This is a genomic window from Leptospira idonii, from assembly GCF_004770995.1.
Lineage (GTDB): Bacteria > Spirochaetota > Leptospiria > Leptospirales > Leptospiraceae > Leptospira_A > Leptospira_A idonii.
The window spans coordinates 399,629-421,729 of record NZ_RQHW01000047.1 but is presented as its reverse complement, the minus strand read 5'-3'; the positions used below and the strand labels follow the sequence as shown (position 1 = coordinate 421,729).

At 41.6% G+C, this 22,101-nt stretch carries 24 protein-coding genes and 2 tRNA genes; 6 read left to right on the top strand and 20 right to left on the bottom strand.

All coding sequences use genetic code 11. The features are described from left to right. Window positions 1-3: 3 nt before the first annotated feature. The 9 genes from EHS15_RS13975 to EHS15_RS13935 all read right to left on the bottom strand — a co-directional run bounded on the left by EHS15_RS13975 (window position 4) and on the right by EHS15_RS13935 (window position 7,758). Entirely contained in the window at window positions 4-396 is a 393-nt protein-coding gene (locus EHS15_RS13975; RefSeq protein WP_135761177.1) for an FKBP-type peptidyl-prolyl cis-trans isomerase, read from the bottom strand. Window positions 397-404: 8 nt separating this feature from the next. After that, window positions 405-1,031 carry a 3-isopropylmalate dehydratase small subunit gene (leuD, locus tag EHS15_RS13970; protein ID WP_135761176.1) on the bottom strand — a complete coding sequence of 209 codons (627 nt, stop codon included), beginning with the start codon at window positions 1,029-1,031 and terminating at the stop codon, window positions 405-407. A gap of 12 nt (window positions 1,032-1,043) precedes the next feature. Beyond that, the gene (gene leuC / locus EHS15_RS13965) at window positions 1,044-2,438 is read right to left on the bottom strand and encodes a 3-isopropylmalate dehydratase large subunit (RefSeq protein WP_135761175.1); all 1,395 of its coding nucleotides are present in this window, start codon (window positions 2,436-2,438) and stop codon (window positions 1,044-1,046) included. 78 nt (window positions 2,439-2,516) lie between these two features. Next, on the bottom strand, window positions 2,517-3,323 hold the full coding sequence (locus EHS15_RS13960; protein ID WP_135761174.1) for a hypothetical protein: 807 nt from the start codon (window positions 3,321-3,323) through the stop codon (window positions 2,517-2,519). Between the two features lie 47 nt (window positions 3,324-3,370). Beyond that, a complete protein-coding gene (locus EHS15_RS13955; protein ID WP_135761173.1) occupies window positions 3,371-4,891 on the bottom strand; it encodes an FHA domain-containing protein in 1,521 nt (506 codons plus the stop codon). Continuing rightward, entirely contained in the window at window positions 4,833-5,615 is a 783-nt protein-coding gene (locus tag EHS15_RS13950; protein WP_135761172.1) for an ATP-binding cassette domain-containing protein, read from the bottom strand. Before EHS15_RS13950 ends, EHS15_RS13955 begins: the two co-directional genes overlap by 59 nt. Beyond that, a complete protein-coding gene (locus EHS15_RS13945) occupies window positions 5,612-6,199 on the bottom strand; it encodes an SIS domain-containing protein (protein ID WP_135761171.1) in 588 nt (195 codons plus the stop codon). The genes EHS15_RS13950 and EHS15_RS13945 overlap by 4 nt, the downstream gene beginning before the upstream one ends. Next, a complete protein-coding gene (locus EHS15_RS13940; protein ID WP_135761170.1) occupies window positions 6,189-6,950 on the bottom strand; it encodes an LBBP_01157 family protein in 762 nt (253 codons plus the stop codon). The genes EHS15_RS13945 and EHS15_RS13940 overlap by 11 nt, the downstream gene beginning before the upstream one ends. Continuing rightward, window positions 6,934-7,758: a glycosyltransferase family 2 protein gene (locus EHS15_RS13935; protein WP_135761169.1), complete on the bottom strand. Its 825-nt coding sequence runs from the start codon at window positions 7,756-7,758 to the stop codon at window positions 6,934-6,936. The genes EHS15_RS13940 and EHS15_RS13935 overlap by 17 nt, the downstream gene beginning before the upstream one ends. A 180-nt stretch (window positions 7,759-7,938) precedes the next feature. Here EHS15_RS13935 and EHS15_RS13930 point away from each other — a divergent pair, with 180 nt between their 5' ends. Then, a complete protein-coding gene (locus EHS15_RS13930) occupies window positions 7,939-9,684 on the top strand; it encodes an O-antigen ligase family protein (protein ID WP_167884240.1) in 1,746 nt (581 codons plus the stop codon). A gap of 177 nt (window positions 9,685-9,861) precedes the next feature. On the opposite strand, the gene EHS15_RS13925 is transcribed toward EHS15_RS13930, so the two are convergent. Next, window positions 9,862-9,945: transfer RNA gene (locus EHS15_RS13925), tRNA-Leu, on the bottom strand. Between the two features lie 8 nt (window positions 9,946-9,953). Further along, window positions 9,954-10,027 (bottom strand) — tRNA-Cys (locus EHS15_RS13920). Between the two features lie 135 nt (window positions 10,028-10,162). On the opposite strand from EHS15_RS13920, the gene EHS15_RS13915 reads away from it, so the two are divergent. Next, window positions 10,163-10,606, top strand: coding sequence for an LIMLP_04285 family protein (locus tag EHS15_RS13915; RefSeq protein ID WP_135761167.1), 444 nt, complete (start codon window positions 10,163-10,165; stop codon window positions 10,604-10,606). Window positions 10,607-10,616: 10 nt separating this feature from the next. Here EHS15_RS13915 and guaA read toward each other — a convergent pair whose 3' ends face one another. Next, on the bottom strand, window positions 10,617-12,425 hold the full coding sequence (gene guaA, locus EHS15_RS13910; protein WP_135761166.1) for a glutamine-hydrolyzing GMP synthase: 1,809 nt from the start codon (window positions 12,423-12,425) through the stop codon (window positions 10,617-10,619). A gap of 42 nt (window positions 12,426-12,467) precedes the next feature. Here guaA and queF point away from each other — a divergent pair, with 42 nt between their 5' ends. The 3 genes from queF to EHS15_RS13895 are packed head-to-tail and all read left to right on the top strand — an operon-like array spanning window position 12,468 to window position 13,353. Continuing rightward, on the top strand, window positions 12,468-12,869 hold the full coding sequence (gene queF, locus EHS15_RS13905; protein WP_135761165.1) for a preQ(1) synthase: 402 nt from the start codon (window positions 12,468-12,470) through the stop codon (window positions 12,867-12,869). Window positions 12,870-12,871: 2 nt separating this feature from the next. Further along, complete coding sequence (locus tag EHS15_RS13900) at window positions 12,872-13,141, top strand: SemiSWEET transporter (protein ID WP_135761164.1); 270 nt, start codon at window positions 12,872-12,874, stop codon at window positions 13,139-13,141. Further along, window positions 13,138-13,353, top strand: coding sequence for a ferredoxin (locus tag EHS15_RS13895; protein WP_135761163.1), 216 nt, complete (start codon window positions 13,138-13,140; stop codon window positions 13,351-13,353). Before EHS15_RS13900 ends, EHS15_RS13895 begins: the two co-directional genes overlap by 4 nt. Before the next feature lie 4 nt (window positions 13,354-13,357). On the opposite strand, the gene EHS15_RS13890 is transcribed toward EHS15_RS13895, so the two are convergent. Then, window positions 13,358-14,257 (bottom strand): LysR family transcriptional regulator, encoded by a 900-nt coding sequence (locus EHS15_RS13890; RefSeq protein ID WP_135761162.1) that lies wholly within the window; start codon window positions 14,255-14,257, stop codon window positions 13,358-13,360. A gap of 134 nt (window positions 14,258-14,391) precedes the next feature. Between EHS15_RS13890 and EHS15_RS13885 the strand changes: the two genes are divergently transcribed. Further along, window positions 14,392-15,162, top strand: coding sequence for a type 1 glutamine amidotransferase domain-containing protein (locus EHS15_RS13885; RefSeq protein WP_246052147.1), 771 nt, complete (start codon window positions 14,392-14,394; stop codon window positions 15,160-15,162). 51 nt (window positions 15,163-15,213) lie between these two features. Here the strand turns inward: EHS15_RS13885 and EHS15_RS13880 are convergent, their stop codons facing one another. The 7 genes from EHS15_RS13880 to EHS15_RS13850 are packed head-to-tail and all read right to left on the bottom strand — an operon-like array spanning window position 15,214 to window position 22,013. Beyond that, window positions 15,214-16,551 carry an alkaline phosphatase family protein gene (locus tag EHS15_RS13880; RefSeq protein ID WP_167884239.1) on the bottom strand — a complete coding sequence of 446 codons (1,338 nt, stop codon included), beginning with the start codon at window positions 16,549-16,551 and terminating at the stop codon, window positions 15,214-15,216. 30 nt (window positions 16,552-16,581) lie between these two features. Further along, the gene (gene fliM / locus EHS15_RS13875; protein ID WP_135761160.1) at window positions 16,582-17,622 is read right to left on the bottom strand and encodes a flagellar motor switch protein FliM; all 1,041 of its coding nucleotides are present in this window, start codon (window positions 17,620-17,622) and stop codon (window positions 16,582-16,584) included. After that, complete coding sequence (locus EHS15_RS13870; protein ID WP_135761159.1) at window positions 17,619-18,608, bottom strand: hypothetical protein; 990 nt, start codon at window positions 18,606-18,608, stop codon at window positions 17,619-17,621. Before EHS15_RS13870 ends, fliM begins: the two co-directional genes overlap by 4 nt. 60 nt (window positions 18,609-18,668) lie before the next feature. Next, window positions 18,669-19,268 (bottom strand): hypothetical protein, encoded by a 600-nt coding sequence (locus tag EHS15_RS13865; RefSeq protein ID WP_135761158.1) that lies wholly within the window; start codon window positions 19,266-19,268, stop codon window positions 18,669-18,671. Beyond that, window positions 19,268-20,146, bottom strand: coding sequence for a peptidylprolyl isomerase (locus EHS15_RS13860; RefSeq protein ID WP_135761157.1), 879 nt, complete (start codon window positions 20,144-20,146; stop codon window positions 19,268-19,270). Before EHS15_RS13860 ends, EHS15_RS13865 begins: the two co-directional genes overlap by 1 nt. Continuing rightward, window positions 20,139-21,575 (bottom strand): argininosuccinate lyase, encoded by a 1,437-nt coding sequence (argH, locus tag EHS15_RS13855; protein WP_135761156.1) that lies wholly within the window; start codon window positions 21,573-21,575, stop codon window positions 20,139-20,141. The genes EHS15_RS13860 and argH overlap by 8 nt, the downstream gene beginning before the upstream one ends. Beyond that, on the bottom strand, window positions 21,576-22,013 hold the full coding sequence (locus tag EHS15_RS13850; protein WP_135761155.1) for a heme-binding domain-containing protein: 438 nt from the start codon (window positions 22,011-22,013) through the stop codon (window positions 21,576-21,578). Window positions 22,014-22,101 lie beyond the last annotated feature (88 nt).

Here is a 22,101-nt window from a genome sequence, read left to right as displayed (position 1 = left end):
AGGTTATTTTACTTTGAGCAGTTCCACTTCAAAAATCAAGGTCGAGTTGGCAGGGATCGGTCCTACAGCTCTACCGCCGTAACCGAGTCTAGGAGGGATGGTTAAAGTTCTTTTACCGCCCTCTTTCATTCCAGCGATTCCTTTTTCCCAACCTTGGATCACTTGCCCGGAACCCAAATCGAAAGTGAACGGTTCTCCTCTGTCTACGGAAGAATCGAATACTTTACCGTTAGTGAGTTTGCCGGTGTAATGAACCGTAACAGTAGTGCCTCTCATCGCTTCTTTTCCCAAACCGAGTTTGGTGTCTTGGATTAGGAGATCATCCGCCGCAAAAAGAGATGTGATGGAAGTGATCACCGAAGCAAATGCTAATAATCGAATGAATTTTTGAATCATGAAAAGGATTATATAACGTTTTTATAGAGCCAGGGAACTTCTTTTTGATTCGAACTTTCAAATTTTTTAATTTTGTCTTCTTTTTGAAGAGTGAGTCCGATGTCATCCAAACCGTTCAGTAAACAGTGTTTTCTAAAAGAATCCACCTCAAAAGAATAGGATTTCCCTTCTTCCGTAACGATGGTCTGTTTTTCCAAGTCTATGGTTAATTTTGCGCCTACTTTTTTATCGATGGCTTGAAAAATTTCCTCTACTTTGTCTTCGGAAAGAACAATGGGAAGCATTCCGTTTTTGAAACAATTATTGAAGAAAATATCAGCAAAAGAAGGAGCAATGACGGAACGAAATCCGTAATCTTCCAAAGCCCAAGGAGCATGTTCTCTGGAAGAACCGCATCCGAAATTATCTCTAGTCACTAGGATATTCGCACCTTCGTATCTTGGCTGGTTCAATACGAAATCGGGATTGGGCTTTTGGCCTGCATCGTCCAAAAATCTCCAGTCGTGAAACAAGTGTTTACCGAATCCTGATCTTTCTATTTTTCTAAGAAATTGTTTAGGAATGATTTGATCGGTATCTACGTTTGCTTTATCTAATAAACCTGCGATTCCGTTTAAAACAGTAAATGCTTTCATAATGACTTTTCCTTATTTCCAATCTCTGATATCGACAAAATGACCTTCGATCGCCGTAGCTGCTGCCATAGCAGGACCGACCAAATGGGTTCTTCCCCCTTTTCCTTGTCTTCCTTCGAAGTTACGATTGGAAGTGGATGCACATCTGTCTCCGGGAGAAAGGACATCATCATTCATCGCAAGGCACATGGAACAACCCGGATTTCTCCACTGAAACCCTGCTTCCAAAAAGATTTTATCCAAACCTTCTTTCTCAGCCTGGCGTTTCACTCTTCCCGAACCGGGAACGATGATTGCTTCCACTTTAGAGCTTACTTTTTTTCCTTTCACTGTGTCTGCGACCACTCTTAGGTCTTCGATTCTGGAGTTGGTGCAGGATCCGATAAATACCTTATTTACTTGTATGTCTGAAATTTTTTGACCGGCACTTAACCCCATATAGGCGAGTGCGGATTCTGCGGATTTTTTCTGAATCGGATCTGAGAAATCATTCGGTCCGGGAACCAAGGAAGTCACAGGTACAACTTGTCCGGGAGAAGTTCCCCAAGACACCATAGGAGAAATTTCATTCGCATTGAGAACGACCGTTTTATCGAATTTAGCACCGGGATCGGTTGCATAAGAACGCCATTTTTGAATGGCACGATCCCATTCTTCCCCTTTAGGAGCGTAATCTCTTCCTTGAATGTAGGAAATAGTGGTTTCGTCAGGAGAAATCAAACCGGCTCTCGCTCCCGCTTCAATCGCCATATTGCAGATGGTCATTCTTCCTTCCATAGAAAGAGAACGAATGGCTTCCCCGGTAAATTCGATTACGTAACCGGTGGCTCCATCCGTTCCGATTTTTCCAATGATAGCAAGTACGATGTCTTTTGCGGAAACGAGGGGAGATAATTTTCCATCCACTCTGATTTCCAAAGTTTTCGGTTTTGTCTGAACCAGAGTTTGAGTGGCAAGAACATGTTCCACCTCGGAAGTTCCGATTCCGAAAGCAAGAGCACCGAAAGCGCCGTGAGTGGCAGTGTGGGAGTCCCCACAAACAATAGTTAAACCAGGATGAGTGATTCCCAATTCGGGAGCGACTACGTGAACGATTCCGTTGTCGGGATGATTCGTATCAAAAAGAGTGATTCCGTTTTCTTTGCAGTTGTCCATAAGAGTCTGCATTTGTAACACGGAAACAGGGTCTGCCGTTTTCCAATCTTTGGAACGAGTGGATACGTTATGATCCATAGTGGCGAAAGTTGCGTCCGGTCTGCGGACTTTTCTTCCTGTCAGTTTCAAACTTTCGAATGCTTGCGGGCTGGTAACTTCATGAACCAGATGACGATCGATATAAATAATGCAAGTACCATTCTCCTCATCGACAAGATGGTCATTCCAAATTTTCTCAAACATCGTTTTCATACGAACAATTCCCCTACCATAGTCATACATTAGACCAGGGGGGAGACGTCCAGAGAATTTGAAGAAAATAGAAGGGATTTAAGGAGTTTGCACTGTAGTTCCCGCTTGGAACACTCCTGGAGATGTACAGAGGGCCTGTGCGGAAGAAAGATCCAAAGAAGGTCGATATACGGAAACGATTGTGCCCACTCCCGATTGGGCGATTTTGCAAGACCCCACAACTGTTCCATCTTCGGTACATTTTCCGGATTGTTTGGTTCCTCCGAAAAGACAGGAGGAGAAAGATCCGTAATAATTCTGGCAAACTCCAGTTGCGACTCCGTCGCAAGCAAACTTGAAAGTGGTGGTAGAACCACCGTTCAAAATATCAGTCAGAGAATCGCCTGAGATCGCCTGCACAGGTGTTCCAGTCGTCAGGACTGTGGTAGGTGTTGTATTCGGATCCGGCTGTTGATAGAGATATAACAAATAACTTCCCGACTTCAAAAAGGAAATCGTTGTGGTATCTGCCACAGTTCTGGTGTATTCCGTTCCTTCCTTAGTTAAAGGAGCTGCATCCAAATCCAAGGGGCAACTGGATGAATTATAAATATTCGGTTTTAGATCTCTGTTGAGTACGACATTGGTTCCGATTTGTGCTCCAGCAATTTGAAGGACTGCATAATAAGTTTGTCCCGATAAACGATAGTTTACCGACTGAGAAGAGGTAGTGATTCCAGTGTATCCCGCTTTTACTTGCGTGCTGAGTCCGTAAACTGTGCATCCGTCTGCACCTGTTTCTTTAGGGAACAAAGCAGCAGTAGCTGCCGCATTGGAAGAGGTTTTCCCGCTGCAGGCAACTAACAAAGCCATAAGTAGAAATGAGATTGGAATTCGTTTGTTCATTGTTTCACCCCTCTTTTCCCGATGCGACCCTTCGATGATATACCATTTTATCTGGCTCGGAAAGAAAATAATGTTTTCCCGATTTCGATTTCATCCAAATCGTAAAGTGCTTTGGGACGTAATAATTTTTTTCCATTGAGAAACACCCCTGTACTGGAGGCACAATCGAAAATCAAAAATCGACCTCTTACCTTTTTGATTTTGGCATGCAGTAGTTCCGCATAAGGATCGGACAAAACGATGTGATTTGCCTCTCCTCTACCCAAAGTGATTTCCTCCCCTCTCACGGGGAATTGGGTTCCGGATCCGGCGCCTTCCTTCAGGATCAAAACCCCGTAGGAATAATTTTCTCCCGTAATTTTATCTCTTTCCACAATCTGAGCGATGATCTCGTTCTCTCTGGCTCTTTCGGCGACTTCGCCATACACTCGTTCGTAAACTTCCACTTCCTCTTTGTTCCTTTCTTCGTAAAAACCGGAACGAGGAGGAAGGATTTTAGTTGGAGAAGATTCCTGTTTGGAAAGAGAGGATTTATTTTCTAAGGGAGCGGAATACCCTCTTAAAAAATAAAGAACCGACAAACAAACAATGATTAGAAATAATAAGACCGGATAAAAGACCAGAGGGTCTTTCCCTTTCCTGTACAAACTGTGCAGAGGGGAAATCTCGTAACTGAAAGAAAGAGAATTTCCTTCTCCTAAAGCAAGATTGGATACGATGATGGATTGCTGCCACAAAGAAACATTCCAAGGGGAAAGATATACAAGTCTGAGTTTGGGAGAAATCAAATGATTGATTTCGGAATATAACTCTGCAAAACTTTCCTTCTTGGTGATATTGAAAAATCGACCGTTCACATAACTTGCCAGTTTGGTGGTTTCCAAAGAAGGAGGAGCCACTACTAAAAAATCTATATTCTCCGCATTCACTCTTCTGGCGAAATCGGATATCTTATAACGATCTTCCCATTCTTCTTTCAAACTGACTACGATCATCACCTTATCCGGGTTCGTATCCGAGTGAACTCTGGAAAGAACCTTTTCCCAAGAACGAATTGGATATTTAGGCTCTTTTTCTTTCGGAAGAGAAAAAGCGGGAGTCAGTTTGGAAGACGGAACTCCTTCGTAAAAAAGAAATTGATCATCCGACTGTACATTTAGAAAAAATTTACCTTTGGATTTTTCTGCAACGGATGCGATGGATTGGGCAAATTGAACCAACCATCTTTTTTCTTCCCAATTCGCATAACTAGGAATAGATAAATAAAAATGAACAGGATTCGGTTCGGAATGAGTCGTGAGTTCGAAACTGGTGCTTACCTTTTTGGCGGAAGCGATATCTTCCGTAATTTGGATCTCATCCTCTTTGCCGGACAAAGTTTCTCTTACCTTGAGGTCGACTCTCACCTGAGGGTAATCGGAAACATCCCAATCTGCGATTTTATAGATTTTTTCGGAAAAAATTGAGGAAGAAAAAAGAATGAAAACGGCAGAAAAAGAAAACAGCAGTTTAATGGAAGATGCGGCTTGTTTGTTCCAATAACTTTCCGTAATCCGATTTAGGTTCAATTTTTTTATCCTTAACGGGAGTGGTTTCCAAAACCTTCCCTTCTTTCATTATCGTAATCCGGGAGGCCATACTTTCGACGATCCGGAAGTCATGAGAAATAAAAAGAATCCCCTTTTCTCTTTCTTTTGCCAGTTTTCGTATGTTTTGCAAGACCCATTTTTCCGATTTGGCATCCAATCCCGTTGTAGGCTCGTCCAAAACTAAAATCCGTTGGTCTCCCAACACGGCCAAGGAAAGGCAAATTCTCTGCTTTTCACCCCCGGAGAGAGATTTCGCATAAGAATCCCATTTCTCTTCCGGATGAGAAATTCCCATCTCCCCCCAAAGATTTTGCATTTCTTCTTTAGGAACTTTTTTACGAAGAGACAGACGGAAAAAATCCTCCATCTGATCCCCCATCTTTCGATAAGGATGAAAGGCTAGATTTGGATTCTGAGGGACTAAGAACAGGGAACTTCCTCTGTTTTTTTCTCCCCAAGGCCCGGACCATTCTTCCAGAGAATGTCCTAAAACATCCCAAAGGCGGTATTCACAGTTCCAGAGAGAAGGAAGCAGGCCGAATAAAGAAAGAGCTAAAGTGGTTTTGCCGGATCCAGACTCACCCACCAAACAATGAATTTCTCCTTTCTTCAGATTCCAATCCAAACTCTTCCAAATAAGTGTTTGGCGTTCCGTGAAAAGATCGGCAGATTCGATTCGAACTAAATTCTCTTCGGAATTCAATCGAGTCCGAACAACTCCTTTTCGATGATGCTACAGATGATATGCCCGATCAAAATATGGGATTCCTGGATTCTAGCGGTTACAGTGGAAGGAACGATCACTTCCAAAGAAGCTCTTCCTTTCAATTTACCTCCATCACCACCTAACAAAAGCAGAGTTTTCATTCCGATTTTTTCCGCTTCGTCCATGGCAAGTATGATGTTTTTGGAATTTCCTGAAGTGGTCAGCCCGACAAAAAGATCGTTCGGTTTCCCGAAGGCTTCGATCTGTCTTTTGAATATATGTTCGTAACCATAATCGTTGGAACAGGCAGTAAGGACCGCCTGATCCGAATTGAGTGCAATTGCGGGAATCGCCTTTCTTTCGTTACCCGACTTATAGCGGATCACAAGCTCTGCGGCAATATGGGAAGCGTCACAACTGGAACCACCGTTCCCGCAGAAATACAACATCCCCCCTTTTTGCAGAGAGGATACAGCCAACTTTCCCGCTTCTTCGATGGCGGGAGCCAAGGTGGATAGTACCTGTTCCTTAACTCGAATCGACTCGGAAATTGCTTCCGTAACTAAAGATTTATGCTCCATTTTCCTGCTCCCTCTTGGTTGCCACGATGTCCATTTTCGTTGAAAAATCCCTCAGTGCCTGGCCAAACCCGTATAAATTCTTATTTTTTCCGTGAGGGTTATCCGTCTCCGAAGTTTTGCCTGAGTTTAAAAAGAAAAATTCATCCCTCACCAGTTTCTTTTGTCTATCAGTCGCCACAGATTCGAAGAATTTTTTGAATTCCTCACCTAGTCCCAAAATCACAAGTGCCGTTTCGTTCGGAGAAAGAGCCAAAAGCAACTGCTCTTTCCAAAACCTTTCCCAAGTTAAAATCAATTTCCAATCTTTCTGTTTGGCGGAAGAAGTCTGCAGGATATCGGTTTTAGGAATGGATACCTTATCCAAAAAACCTTCCAAAAGGGAAAACTCTCCCTGAACGGCTTGGTTGAGTTCCCCTTCATCCACGAAAAGAATGCCCGCAGTTTTGCCGTCTTTAGTTGGATACAAACTGTTCCCGGTGGCAATCACTACTGAAAACGTCTCTCCTTCCAAACGAAATAACTTATCGTTCGTTTTCAGAAGTCTGTATCCTTTTCTTTCCACAACAACTCCGCTTTCCACTTGTTTGGTGAGAAGAAGATGTTTCCATTTTTCATGGGCGATTTTCCATTCCATCTGGAAATGCTGCGGTTCTTTTTTGCGAGCCGCCGCTTGAGGAACGGAAGAAGATCCGCCTCCGAATAAGGAATCGATTAATTTTTGAAAGAAGGAAGGTTTATTTTTTTGTGCCATAATCTTTTCTTATATTGGACGGACGTTCTATGTATTTTTTATCAAGTTCGTAAATTTTGGCATATTTCAAAAAAGTAGAGAATGAAGATGCCAAAGCGATATAAAGCCCGGGAACCCCGTCTAAAAATCCTCTTTTCATCAGATAAATTTCTATAAATTTACCGATCGGTTTTAAAATCGATTTCAAAAGGGAAAAAGAATGCCCTTTCGCATAACGAGTATTTGCAACAATGGAAGAGAATTGATTGATCGTAGTGATCTGATGGGAAAAATCGGCGAAACTATAGTGCAGAATGTCCCCTTTCAGAATTTTTCCTTTTTTAGGATCTTTCAATTCGATAAAGTCGTGGGGATTTTCTCCCACCCAAACCGCCTTTTCTTTTCGGAACAATCTATATCTTCTTTGAGGATACCATCCGCTATGATAGATCCATCTTCCCAGATGGAAAGTGAGTCTTGCAATTTGAAAACCATCCACCTCTTCCGTTTCAGATTCCAAAAATTCCAGAATGGATTTTTGCAAAACATCATCCGCTCTTTCATCCGCATCTAAGGATAAAATCCATTCGTTACTGCAGTATCCGATAGCTTTGTTTTTTTGTTCCACATGACCGTGGAAAGGGCCTTCGTAGAAACGAACTAAAGTTTCTTTGGTTGCGATTTCTTTGGTTTTGTCCGTGCTGAAAGAATCCAAAACAATGATTTCATCGCAAATGTTTTTGACGGAATCGATGCAAGCTTGGATGTTCTTTTCTTCATTGAAAGTGATGATTGCAACGGAAAGTTTTCTTTTTGATTTGCCAAGCATAGCCGCTCTATCCTAAGTTCAGTACCAAGCATGTTCGGGAAAGAAACATTTCGAAACCTAAAACTAGTTTTTCTCTGTTTATTTTGGGTCTCCGTTCCACTTTCCATCAGCCTATCTCAAATCCTGGGAGGAGCCGCCCTCCTTTTTTATCTGATTTCCCTATTTTGGGAGAATCCTCGTTTGCCCCGCCTTTTCCTCTGGGGAGTCTGCCTCTATGTTTGGATTTTAATTTCAGGAATTTTCCAGTCGGAACTTTCTATCCCTTCCATAAAAAAAATAATTCTGAAAACGGAATTCGGGGATCTTTGGATGTATCTTCTCATCCCTGCAGTCGCCTCCTTTTCCGGAGGAGAAAAAAACAAAATCAAACGTTGGATTTATCTGGCAGGAATCATATTAGTAATCGCAGGAACCTTTTCTTTATTCTTTCCGTACAGACTGTCCACTTACGTGATGGACGGATTCAAATACATAGAAGGAAAACGACTTCCCCATTTGATCGGCCACCTCCCCGTTTTAGGAACGGGAGTGTTTCTTCCCATCGGATTTCAAAATACTCATCTTACCTATGGAGGGCTTCTTGCTCTATTTTTGCCGGTTCTTTTTTCCAAAAACTACAGATGTGCTAAAATTTACTTCCTTCTGAAAGGACGACAAAGGTTTTACTTTTATTTCTATTCTTTTGTTTCTCTATCCGGACTCGTTCTACTTTTTTTCAACCAGAGCAGATCAGTCTGGCTAGGTCTTATTTTATCTTTCGGATTTTATTTGTATTCCGAGAAAAAACTAAAATCGATTTTTACTCCGAAACATCTGATTCGCCTTACCATCGCAAGTTTATTGTTTTTGTTTCTCCTCGCCGCTTTTTACCAAAAGAACTGGCTTTTCAAAAGATCCATAGATCAGTTATTCGCTAAACAAACATTAGAAAATCAAAGGTTATGGATTCATAAGGGAAATTTCAATATCTTAAAAAACAATCCTTTCCTGGGAGTAGGTTCAGGGAACTATACGAAAGAATTTGAAGCTTCTTATGTGGATTTGGTAGAACGAAAACCCTACCTTTATTACGAAATTTCCATCACACCCAAGTCCCATGCCCACCACGACTTTCTTCATTTTTTGATTTTAGGGGGAATTTTAGGAGGAATTTTTTATCTTCTCATTTGGTGGGAGATATTAAAACTCCATTCGATTCAGAGAAAAGACCTTCTTTTCTTTTTAGGAATCTATTCTTTTTGGATCGCAGGCTTTTTCCAATGTTATCTTCTGGATGACGAGGTTTTATTTCCCTTTTTATGCCTTGTTGCCATGATGCTTCCGAACCATAGCAATACCGCCAAACTTAAGTTTGCCTGGGAAAGGGCTTTCTTTTTGTTTCTTCCTCTCTGTATTTCCCTTTTCGCGATCTTTTGGGCGGTAGATACCAAAGAAGAACATCTATTTCTTCATAGAGCTAGAGATCGAAATAATTTCCCTTCTCCATTGGCGCAGAAAACCATCAATGGCTCTCCTCAAATCTGGAGAGAAGGGAATGAAAATTCTTTCTATTTCAAATGGGAAGGATGCCTCAACCAAATCGCAAGTCTCACAGGAAAAAACAAATCCAGAGAGATTCCATTTCGTTTCCAGATTCGGATCGATTCAGAAATGTTAGGCGAATCTGCTCCGGAATCTTACAGATTGGAAATCAGAGAAAGGGAAAGTTTCGACCAAGACAAACACTTTAAAGCTCATGGAGAAAGAGTGATTCGCATCTTGGAAGGGAAATTTCATTCGGGCCAAAATGAATTCATCTTTCCTTCAGAAGAAACGAAAGATAAGCAGGATCTCTATTTTATCGATTTCGGAATGGAATATATTTGGAAGGCAGGATCGAAAGAAAAAAGCCTTCCTGTCTTACAAATCTCAGAAAATTGCGATTGATTTAGTTGGGAAAGGGTAAGAAACACTTGGAGCGGAAATCGCTTCCAACTTCGGACCTCCGACCTTTCGTTGTCAGCTCGTCTTGCTAGTCACCTCGGACTTCCGTCCTAGGAAAAAACGCTTCACGCTCCCTATGGGTCGCTACGTTTTTTTTCGACTCGCAATCGTTCGATTCATTACCTGGAGCGGGAATCGAACCCGCACGGGATTACTCCCACAGGATTTTAAGTCCTGTGTGTCTACCAGTTCCACCATCCAGGCATATTCGATGGAGGCGTCGGCCGGATTCGAACCGGCGGTCAAGCTTTTGCAGAGCCATGCCTTACCACTTGGCCACGACGCCTAATCATGGACTTTGGATACGCTAAAATGCAAGACCTCACTGTCAAATGGATTTAAGTTTCACATTTTAACCGGAATGTAATAATGTTACGGAATTTTCATTTGATGGGGGTTCGTTTGGATTTTTGCTATATCTATGAATCGAATTTTATTTATTTTCACTCTAACTTGCAGCACTTTCGCCATTTCCGCTTCCTTGTTTGCGGACAGCGTCACAATCAAAGCAACTAAAGTGGTTCTTGAGAACGTAAAAACGACTCAAGTAGGCAAAAAAGAAGTCATCGTAGAATCCAAGGACGGCACCAAACAGTCGTTTAAACCAAATCAGGTAGTCGTCACTTCCGCACCTGTCGTTTGGGAAGAAACAAAGCCTGAGGAAAAACCAGGATTTTTCAAAAGAATGTTCTCTTCCGAAAAGAAAGAGGAAGCTACTGCTTCCGCTACTCCGGAAGAAAACAAAACAGTCGCAACTGCGGGAGCTGAAACCGCCCAAGAAGAAAAACCTAAGTCTTTTTTCGACCGCCGATTCCCAGAAATCGCAATGGGAGTGATGGCGGTTCTTTGGATTCTTCTTCCTTAATTTTCTTTCTTTACTCCCACTCGATCGTACCGGGTGGTTTGTGAGTTAGATCATATAACACAAGTGAGATCTCTTTGATTTGTTTGATCTCTCTTGTGATTCTGCTGAGAATTCTCCGATCCATAGAATAAAAATTCGCAGTCATCGCTTCCAAAGATTCCACAGGACGAAGCACAATTCCATAAGTATCAGGAACGGCTCCCACAGGAACCAAAACCACAGGCATCTGCCAAATCTGAGTGTGAATTTTCTCTTCGTAAAGAATTCGATTTACGATGGAATCCGCCTCTCTGAGCAAATCGGAGTGTTTTTGATCCATCTTGATCTTTTGAAATGGAAAGGATACGGGTAGTTCGGATTCGTCAGGAGCAAAAACAACACGATTGATCTCTCGAATCGAATTCGTGATTTGAAGAGAAACCGATTCCAATTCCTTCCAGTCCTTCGTAAAATCATTTAGTACGGCACAGTTCGCATAACTTCTTTGATCCCCCTGCACACCCACGGAAAGAATCGGAAGAGTTCTAAATTGAAGCTTAGAAGAAAATTTTTGCAAGATAGGAGCGACTGCCTCTTTTAAATCGGGAGCGGCTGCTTGAGAAGAAGCGATCATTCTTACTACTAGACCAGGACCGGGGAAAGGATGTCTTTCGATCCATTGTTCCGGCAGACCCAGAATTTTTCCCAATTCACGAACTTCATCTTTGTAAAGTTCGGCGATTGGCTCCACGATTTTACCTTCTTCGATCAGCTTTTGAATGGCAGGCACCCTATTGTGGTGGGTTTTGATTTTATGAGAATGTTTTGTTCCGCCGGATTCGATCGTATCCGGATAGATCGTACCCTGTCCCAAAAGCCAATGTTCCGTATCCAAAGAAAGTGCCGTAGTGGCCTTGCCTTGCGCCTCCAAAAATTGATCCCCTACGATTTTACGTTTTTCTTCCGGATCGGAGACATCGTTTAACAAACGATAAAACTCCGCACTTTCATCCCAGATGGTAAGATCGAACCCCAATAGATCCAGATTTTTTTTGAGGTCGGACACTTCGTTCTTTCTCATAAAACCTGTGTCTACAAGAAGTCCCTTCACTCTGTCTTTTCCCAAAGCCTTCGCCAAAAGAAGGTAAGCTACTGAGGAATCCACTCCCCCGGAAACGAGTAAAAATACGTTTTTACCTTCCGGCACTTTCTTTCGCAAAACATCGATTTCTCTTTCCAAAAAGGAACTTAAGTTCCAAGTATTTTGCACATTGCAGATTTTAATGAAATTTTTCAGAAGGATTTCTCCTTCTTCGGAATGAGTCACTTCCGGATGAAATTGAATCCCGAAATGATTTTTGGATTCATCCGAGACAAATGCATAACGACAATTATCCGAATCCCCCATCGGAAGAAAACCTTCCGGCAGTTTCGTCACTTCGTCTCCGTGGCTCATCCAAACTTTAGTTTGGCGGGACATTCCTTCCGTCAGACGGGAAGATTTGTCGGATAATCTCAATACGGCAGGACCGTATTCCCTATGAGAAGAAGACAGAACCTCTCCTCCTAAAGTTTTCATCAAGAGTTGATGTCCGTAACAAATTCCTAAAATGGGAACGGGAATTTGAAAGAATTCTTTCGAAAGTAGAGGTGCCCCTTTTTCGTAAACACTGGAAGGACCACCGGAAAGAACGATTCCTGCGTAAGAAGAATAAACGGAGACTGGTTCATCATTGCTTAGGATTTCCGTATAGGCTCCTAATCTGCGGATTCTGGCTGCGAGTAGATGAGTGTATTGACTGCCGAAATCGATGACTGCGATTTTTTTATCACTTTTCATGGGATGGTTCCAAAATATTTTTGCAAATGCCAGGGTAAACAAATGTCGGAAAAAAAATCCGCCTCGCTCTACGAGGACAAACAAGACCACATCCCCTCCTGGAAGACCCCGGAAATCGAATGGTTTGCCAACGTCTACTCAGGTAAGGACTATAAAATCGAATTCACGATTCCTGAATTTACGGCAGTCTGCCCGAAAACAGGGCTTCCCGACTTCGGTACCATATTTATCGAATATTCCCCCAACGAAAAATGCATCGAACTCAAATCCCTCAAGGAATACATGATGGCCTTCCGCAGTGTGGGGATTTTTCACGAAAACGTAGTGAATAAAGTTTTGGAAGATTTGGTCCAAGCAGTGAATCCCAAGTATCTAAAGGTTGTGGGAGACTACAACATTCGAGGCGGAGTCAAAACCATAGTATCGAGAGAATACAAACAGTAATCATGGAAGCCCTACTCGGATATTTCGCAGCGGTGTTTACAACTCTATCTTTTCTTCCCCAAGTTCTTAGAGTGATTCTCACCAAACAAACCAGAGATATTTCCAGGAATATGTACATACTTTTGGGAGTGGGAGTTTTTCTGTGGCTGATCTACGGTTTCAGCAAATCGGATCTTCCCATCATCTTAGCAAATGCATTCACTCTCATTTTCGTACTGATCATTCTCTATTATAAACTGCAAACGGAGGAGAATCAAAAAAACGAACCATGAAAAAAGCATACGTTGATAAAGACAATTGCACATCCTGCAACCAGTGTGCGGACAATCTGCCCAAATACTTTATGATGGATGATGATGACGTTTCTCAAACCCATTTAGGGGGAGAATTCATCAATGACGCCAGCATTCCGGATGAAGATACTCAAAGAGTACAAAAAGAAATGGATGAATGTCCGGGAGAATGCATTCACTGGAAAAGGTAAAAACTCATTTTTTATCTTTATCTACAAGCTGAATGATTTTAGATTTTATCTCTTTCGTTTTTTCCTTAGAACCTAGTAAAGAGGCGAAATACAAATGATTTTTCGCTTCTTTACATTCGGGAAACATCACAAAACTTTTTTTTGTATTTCTAAATAAATACTTAGGGAGGACACTGATTCCGTTTCCTACGGACAGACTTTCTAAAATCAATTTCAAGTTAGGAAGAACCAATTTAGGTCGAAGAACAGGTCTTTTCTGAAAATTTTCCTTCCAAAACCGACGAACAATCGCTAAATCGGAACTGTAAACAAACCAATTCTGTTTCAAAAGCCATTTTTCTTTTTCCATCTCCCATTCTTTACCGAACTTGTTCCGTTTCGGAAAATCGGATCTATCTAACGAAGGAGATCCCACCAAAACGAACTCTTCCTCAATGAAAGGATCATACTCTATCTCCGGATCGGTAAGTTTTTGGCTTACAATCGCCAATTGAATCTCCTCTTTTCTAAGTTTGTCGATGAGTTCGGAGACCACTCCGAAACTGATTCTAAAATCGGAATCAGACCTCGCCGCCAAAGGAATCAAATATTCGGAATAAAACTCGATGGGGCTTCCTAATTCGATTTTGGATTCCTTTTTCAGATGAATTCCTCTGAACTCTTCCTCGATCCCGTTCAACTTTTCCATTGGTTCCACGATTTGGGTGTATAGAATTTTTCCGTATTCGGTTGGGATCATCCTTCTACTGGTTCTCTCAAACAACTGTTTACCGACATAGTTCTCCAGACTTTGCAGCTGTTGGCTGATTCCCGGTTGTGTCATCAGTAATTGGGAAGCGGCTCTGGTCAAAGTGCCTTCCCTATAAATGGTGAAAAACGTTCTGTAGAGTTCCAAATTGATCATAGAAAATAAGTATAAATTATATTATATATTCATATAAACACCATTAGTTTTTTTATATATTTCTTTATTTGTCTAAAAATGGATAAACTGAAATTCTGGACGTTAAGGATTTCCGTCAAAGTTCGGAGGAAAACATGAAGATCTTAAAAGCAAGTTTCATAACTGCCGCAGCACTGATTCTCGGTTCAGGACTACTGCAAGCAAACCCAAGGAGTACAAATCAAATGAAGAAAGTATTATTCGTCATCACAAGCCACGGAGTGAAAGGAAACACTGGTAAGCCGACAGGTTATTATCTGGGAGAAGTCAGCCATCCTTGGAAAGAGTTGAAAGAAGCAGGATACGAAATTGATTTCGTCAGCCCCAAAGGAGGACTATCTCCCGTAGATGGAAAGGATCTGGAAGATCCGATCAATAAAGAGTTTTGGGAAAACAAAGTATATCAGAAAAAAATTTCCAACTCTTTCAAACCGGAAACGATCAACTCGAAAGATTACATTGCCATCTTTTATGCAGGCGGACACGGAACTATGTGGGACTTTCCGGAAGCAAATCTCATCGGAAAAAAAGCGGCTGAGATTTATGAATCGGGTGGAGTGGTCGCCGCTGTTTGCCACGGCCCTTCCGGCTTAGTAAACTTAAAACTTTCCAATGGAAAATATTTGATCGAAGGCAAAAAGGTAAACGGTTTTACGAACGAAGAAGAGGAAGCTGTGGGACTTACGAAAGTGGTTCCATTTCTTTTGGAAGATAAACTGAAAGAGAGAGGAGCAAATTATAAAAAATCGGAACCCTGGAAAGAACATGTGGAAGTGGATGAAAGGCTCATCACGGGACAAAATCCTCAATCCGCCGCAAAAGTAGGAAAAGAAATGGTGAAATTACTTTCCGCAATTAAAAACTAACATACAATCAACGGTTAGAACTTCCGTATCTTCGATTCCGATACGGAAGTTTTATTTACATTCCAAATCCAAAAGGCGACAAGAAAAAACAAATACATCTTTCACGGAATGCATCTTCCATTTTGTTTCGTCTCTTGTTCCCTTCCAATACACTCCTCCGATGGTTTTCATCTCAGGATTCGTGTTTTCATATCCGTGCCCGTGGATCATAGATTTGGATGAGGAAAAAAGTTCTCCTTTTCTAGTTCCAGAGAAATATATTTTTTCCTTTGTATAAAGATATCCTAATGCATTCGGATGTTGGGTCTTTCTCAAAAACTTAAGATCTTCTTCCCCGGCTCTCCATTCCGCTCCGGGACAATTTGTTTCCAAATCGTTTCCGATGGAAATTTTTTCCTCTTCGGAAAGAAAGTTCTTTTTACCCGGAAGTAAAATCGCAGATCCCCCGGAACTTTTGAAAATCAAATCATAGGAAGAGGATTCCTGCCGAATCCATCCCTTATTCAACAAATACAAATTAGGGGAACAAATTTTATCGGCAGAATGAAAACCATGATCGGAAATCAGAATGAGAGCCAAATCGTCTCTTTCATACAAACGAATCGATTTGATGAATTCTCCGAATAAGGAATCGATTTGTTTTAATTTTTCCTTTGCCTGATCGGAAAACGGACCGTATGCATGATGGGAACTGTCCAAGTCGGTAGTATAAAGAAACATTAAATCAGGGGAATATTTTTCCCAGAGCCAAACACCTGTTTTGAATTTTACGGAATCTTTAGTGACATCGTTTAACGGTTCTCCTACGGATAGTTCCGCTTCCTTATGCAATCCTTTCGTGGACAAAACTCTTAACAGTTTATCGTCTTCCTGAATTCTTTTGCGCCAAATTTGAGGAAGATTATAGTCGATCCCTGCTCCTACTGTGACCGGCCAAAAAACATTTCCCGTTTTTAAACCTTTTTTAGAGGCAAAATCCCAAAGAGAAGGAACTGCGATATCTTCCGCATACCACATCCAACCCCCGTCATTTCTTTCGAAAGGGTCCACTAAAGTATTGTTATAGATTCCGTGTTGAGCAGGATCCGTTCCCGTCACCATAGAAGTATGGGAAGGATAAGTGACAGTAGGATTCACTGTCCGGATTCGATTGGAAAAAGAAGATCTTTCTGAAAATGCTTTTAGGTTGGGAATCAATTCCAAAATTTCAGGAGAATCGAAATAGTATCCTGGAAATCCATCTATGGAAAGAACGATCAGCTTAGGATTTTTTTTCTTATGCGAATTCGAAACAACTTTCTTATCCTCGGCAAACAAAGAGTTTGCGAAAATAAGAAAGAAATAGATCGGTAAAAAAGAAACAGAAAGAAAAACAAACCGAAACGACAAAAAACAATCTCCCAACAAAACCCGGTCGGATTAATATTCCTGCTCGGATCTTGTGGAACCTAATAACTCGTCCGGAATGTCTTCGATGCTGTCTCCTATCTGAATGGCCAAACGGTTCCCCACTCTTCCCGGAGTCGCTTTGAATTTCCCTCTGTCTCCTACCTTAACGGTCAGATCCGATTTAATAGGAGTGTTTTCCAATTTGATCACATCCCCTGCATGAAGGTTCATCAAATCGTTTAATGAAATATCCACGCTTCCCACCTCCGAGATAAGAGGAATTTTTACCTGATCGAGACGTTCTTGGATCACCGCTCTATTCTCGTCCACTTCCCCTTTACGGATGGAGGAATACCAGTATTGAGCGGAAAGTTTATTGATGATCGGTTCGATTGTGATGTAAGGAATACAAAGGTTGGTCATCCCTTCCACTTCCCCTACTTTTGTTTCCAAGGTGATCAATACCACCATGTCATTGGGAGGAACCACCTGAGCGAACTGTGGGTTCGTTTCAATGTTTCCCAAACGAGGACGAAGATCGATTACAGTAGACCAAGATTCTCTCAAGTTTCCTAAGATACGGACAATGATACCTTCCATTACGGAAAGCTCGATATCGGAAAGCTCGATATCGGAAAGTTCCCTGTTGACTTTAGAAGATTCCCCTTTACCACCGAACAAACGATCGATGATAGTAAAAGAGATGGAAGGGTCTATCTCTAGAATGGCGGAACCACGCAAAGGGTCCATATTGATGACGGCAAGAGTGGTTGGATTCGGAATGGAACGAATGAATTCCTCATAGGTAAGCTGATCCACGGAAGCCACATGCACGACCACCAAGGCACGAAGCTGAGCGGACAAACCTGTTGTCGCCAAACGAGCGAAAGTTTCGTGCATCATCTGCAAGGTACGAATTTGGTCTTTTGAGAATTTATCCGGACGTTTGAAGTCGTAAATTTTTACCTTTTTCTGCTCTCCTACGGACGAATATTCGTCTTCGGAAACCTCTCCCGAGGAGATGGCATTTAACAGTGCATCAATTTCGTCTTGTGAAAGGATTTCGGTCATTTTTTCACCTTAACCAGTAAATTCTTAATCTGCCAATATCCAACTCTCATTCCCTCGTCTTTTTTTAAGGAATAACTATATTCATATCTTGTTTTAAAGCGGCCTTGCATTCTTTCAACATAAACTTGCACTCTGGCATCGTTTCTGGAAGGATAATCCACGGAAAGAACCTTGAAGTATTTCAAAATCCCGGACGGAGAAGAAGTGAGATATTGTTTGAATTCTTCCACTACCGCATCTCTATCGGAAACATGGCTGTCTATATAAACGGAACTGAAACGATCATAAGCGAGAATGTATTCGGAAAAATCGAGCCACTTGAAATGAGATTCCCAGTTTTTTCTCATTTCACTTCCTAAAAATAGAAAGATGGTTTCTTCCGGAGTGATGACCCCCGTTTCCCCCAAACTCTGTGCGATCGGAGTGAAATTTCTTTCCTTCTTGGATTTTTGCAAAAGGAAAGAGGCAGTGTTTTCTGATCGAAGAAAAGAACTTTTATCTTCCGTATAATTGGGATAAAAATAACCGGTAATAAAATACTTTTTGTTAGGTTGGAAAGAATAATACTCATCCAAATAGATCGTCTTGGAAAAGGATTCGTTTCTGTGCAGACTGATTTCCTTGTTTTCGTCCCCCACCAAATTCACGACTGTGGTTCTTCTTTTTAGAACCGGATCGTGAAATTCAGGATCTTCCAAAGGAGGAACCAATCTGTCGTCTTCGTCCTTGATGATGATTTGAAAGGAATATCGAAAATCGCCCGCAGGAAAAATGCGCACAACTTCTTTCCCCACATTTTGGATGGAATAATGAAGAGGGATTCTCTCCCCTTCCTGAAAATTTCTTTGAGAGAGGGAAACTTTGATTCTGGACTGAAGTGCGACGAAGTTTTCGACTCTCTCTCCCCGAGCGTCGCGGTCGGGAAAAGAAAATAAACTCATCGTTGTTAGAAAAACGGAAATTCCAACTAGATACAAAGCGCGCATACACTTAGAATTTCGGCAGATTTTTAAAATCTTAATCAGAATTTTTAAGACATAAAAAGATTAAGAGGCCATTCTTTTTCCTTCTGCGATGATGTAGTCCGCAATTCGGATGAGCCTCTCCAGAATTTCCCTGAATTTTTTGTATTGGTAATAACTTTCCCTGTGTTTGTCCAAATGGGCCTCGATGAGAGCCACCGTTTTGGAAGAGATTTTCAGGGTTTTGATTTCGTTTTCAGTCACCCCGTAAAGGTTCGCTTCCGAAACGAAACGGTTCAATTCCTTCACCAAACTCTCATCAGTTAAATCCTGGATTTCGAACACCTTCTCCACTTTTAAGATGAAGTCGGTGAGAGTTTTTTTAATTTTTGCCTCTTCCTCTGTCGGCCGTCTTTTTGAAGTAAGTTGGTTTAGGATTTCGTAACGATCCAAAGATTTTTCATACAGATCGTTCACCTTGGCTTTCTGTCCTAAAATAAAACTCATATAGGAAAAAAGTCCGACCAGAGTGTCCGGATATTTATTGATTCCCCCGATTTCATCCAATGCATTCGAAAAACCGGCTTCATCATGAGGAACCTCTCGGATGAAGTCGAGAATCGGTTCTACGGAAGAACCTGCCGTATATTTTTGAATGATTTCGACTCCTTCCAAGTAATTCATTATCTTTTGTCCACCACTGTGATATGTTTGATCGTTGTTTGCAGATTTCCTTTATCGATGATTCGATCCAGAACATCCATGCCTTCAACCAATTGTCCGAATACTGTGTGCAATCCGTCCAGATGAGGAGTGTCCACTTGGTTGATGAAGAATTGGGATCCATTCGTGTTCGGACCTGCATTGGCCATAGCAAGAGAACCTCGAACCGCTTTTTTACTTGTGAGCACTTCGTTGTATCTATAACCGATGCGATGCAGGATTTCGATCACAGGAAGTTCCAATGCGTCGGTATAAGCTGCTTCCACTTCGGCCGTTTTCTCTTCCAATTCTTGTCTGGATTGAATGTTCATTTCCGTAAACAGAGCTCTTTGTAGTTGGGACTGATACTGAGGAGCATCTTTTACTTTCAGAGTTTCCAAACCTAAAGACTTCGCATTGATTTCGTCTTCGAATTTATAACCTGGTCCGCCGCCTCCGTCTCCTCTAGGACAACCGCCTTGTATCATAAAGTCTTTGATGACTCTGTGGAATTTCAATCCGTCGTAGAACGGACGTCTTTCGGTTCCCTTCTCGGAAATAAATTCTTTCTCACCTTGTGCCAGATCGATGAAATTCTGAACCGTTTTTGGGGCTTCATTCGTGAATAATTCCAATACCAAATTTCCAGCAGTCGTTTGTATCACAGCATACACGGCGGGTTTGGAAGGAAGAGGAACATTGGTGGTTTCCGATTTCTTCACAACTACGTTCGGACGGGAGTAAGTGACCGGTTGGTAGTTCATTTTTTTGAATCTTTTGTCGCTGCAAAGAATGGAAGTAAATCCAAGCCCGATGCAGATCCAAATCAGCAGAGAACGTTTCCCTAAAACTTTATACATTCTTCTTTCCTTTTGTCAGATTGTTTTGTATCATTTTTTCAAGATCTTTCAACTTTCGTTTTGCGGACTTCAATTGTTCTTTTTGCTGCAATTTGGAAGTTCCTCCGGGAACATTCTTTTTATCGCAGGAAGTCTCTAGAACAATCGCTTCCTCATAGCCAGGATCGGTAAGGACAGGATTGATTTTTCCCCTTTCTCCGCTGGGGATCGTAAATAAATCCCACCCCTTCGCAGAACAAACCTTAACCAATTCACCTACGATTTCATGGGAAGTACGGAAGGGGATCTTTTTTTGAAACACAAGCCAATCCGCCAAATCGGTGGCTGTGGAAAAACCGCTTCTAAGGCTGCGAATGGCATTGTTCGGAAACACTTCCAAACCGTTTACCATCTCTCTAATTCCTTCGATTCCCAATTTCACTTGTTTGACCGCATCGAATAAAGGGATTTTATCTTCCTGAAAGTCCCTATTGTAGGAAGAAGGAGTTCCTTTCATCATCATAAGAACATGATTGAGCCCCCCTACAACTCTTCCCGCTTTACCTCGGATGAGTTCTGCGACATCAGGATTTTTTTTCTGAGGCATGATGGAGGAGCCTGTAGTCAAAGAATCGGGAAGACGGAAATAAGAAAATTCCTGAGAAGAAAACAGAATCACTTCTTCACAAAAACGGGAAGCGTGGATGTAGTATTGAGATGAAGCGAATAAAAATTTCAGGATATGATCTCTTTGACTCACCGCATCCATTGAGTTTTCGGAAATTCTTCCCAATTGTAGATCTTTCTGAAGAAAGGCCCTATCCGTTTGGTAATTGACTCCTGCAAGTGCCCCAGAACCTAACACTAATTCATCGGCTCTATTCTTAGCGGAAACAAAATCTTCGAAGTCCCTGACGTTGGCCCAAAAATGAGATAAAAAATAATGAGAGGCACGGATGGGCTGGGCGATTTGAAGATGAGTGTATCCGGGAATGATGACATCTATATTCTTTTCCGCTTTTTCGACCCAAGTTTGGAGCAAGGAATATAACAAAACAAGTATATTAGAAATTTCTTCCTTTAGGTATAATCTAACGTCTTGAGAAACCTGATCGTTTCTGGATCTGGCGGTGTGGAGTTTTTTTCCCAAGTCTCCCAAAATTTCAGTGAGCCTGGATTCGATAGACATATGGATGTCTTCATTTTCGATTTTAAATTCGAATTTGCCGGATTGGATTTCCTTTTTGATCAGAAGAAGGGTATCTTCTATTTTTTTCTGTTCCTCTGCGGTTAAAATTCCTATCTTTTTCAACATCCTGGAATGGGATATGGAACCGGTAATATCTTGACTGTACAATTCCCGATCGAAACTAATCGATTCTCCGATTCGGATCATCAGCGAGGAAGGAGCTTCCGCAAATCTTCCTCCCCATAATTTTTTTTCCTTCATCTAATTTTCCTTTTCGCTCTCTTCTTCTAATTGCAAAGCCCATTCTTTCAACAGCTCCACTTCCTTTTCGGAAAGGACTGCGTTTCTATGAATGAGCGTGTAGGAAGTAAGAGGCATTTCTCCTTCCTCGATTTCTTCTATAATGGAATAGGCTGCAGTAGCCTTCTTTTTCGGACTTAGATTTTCCCAATGGGAAAAATTCAATTCGTCTCTTCCTTCATCCACATGATGTTTTACGAAATAAGAGACTGGAAATATATAAGAATAAAGAGGCCACTCCGTACGATTCGAATGACAATCGTAACAGCTCTTTTTCAAAACGGAGATTACCTCAGGGCTCGCCTGTAAGGGATTTTTTTCCTCGGGATTCTCTTTCCCTGTCTGCAAAAACTGTAACGCAGAAAAACAGAAAATGAAAATGAGAAATCCTCGCTTCATATCTATCCTGACAGGGTTTCTGAATCGAAGAAGAAACAAAGTATATTTTTGTTGCCAAAGACGGGTTTGGAGGCTTTGCTTCAGGAAA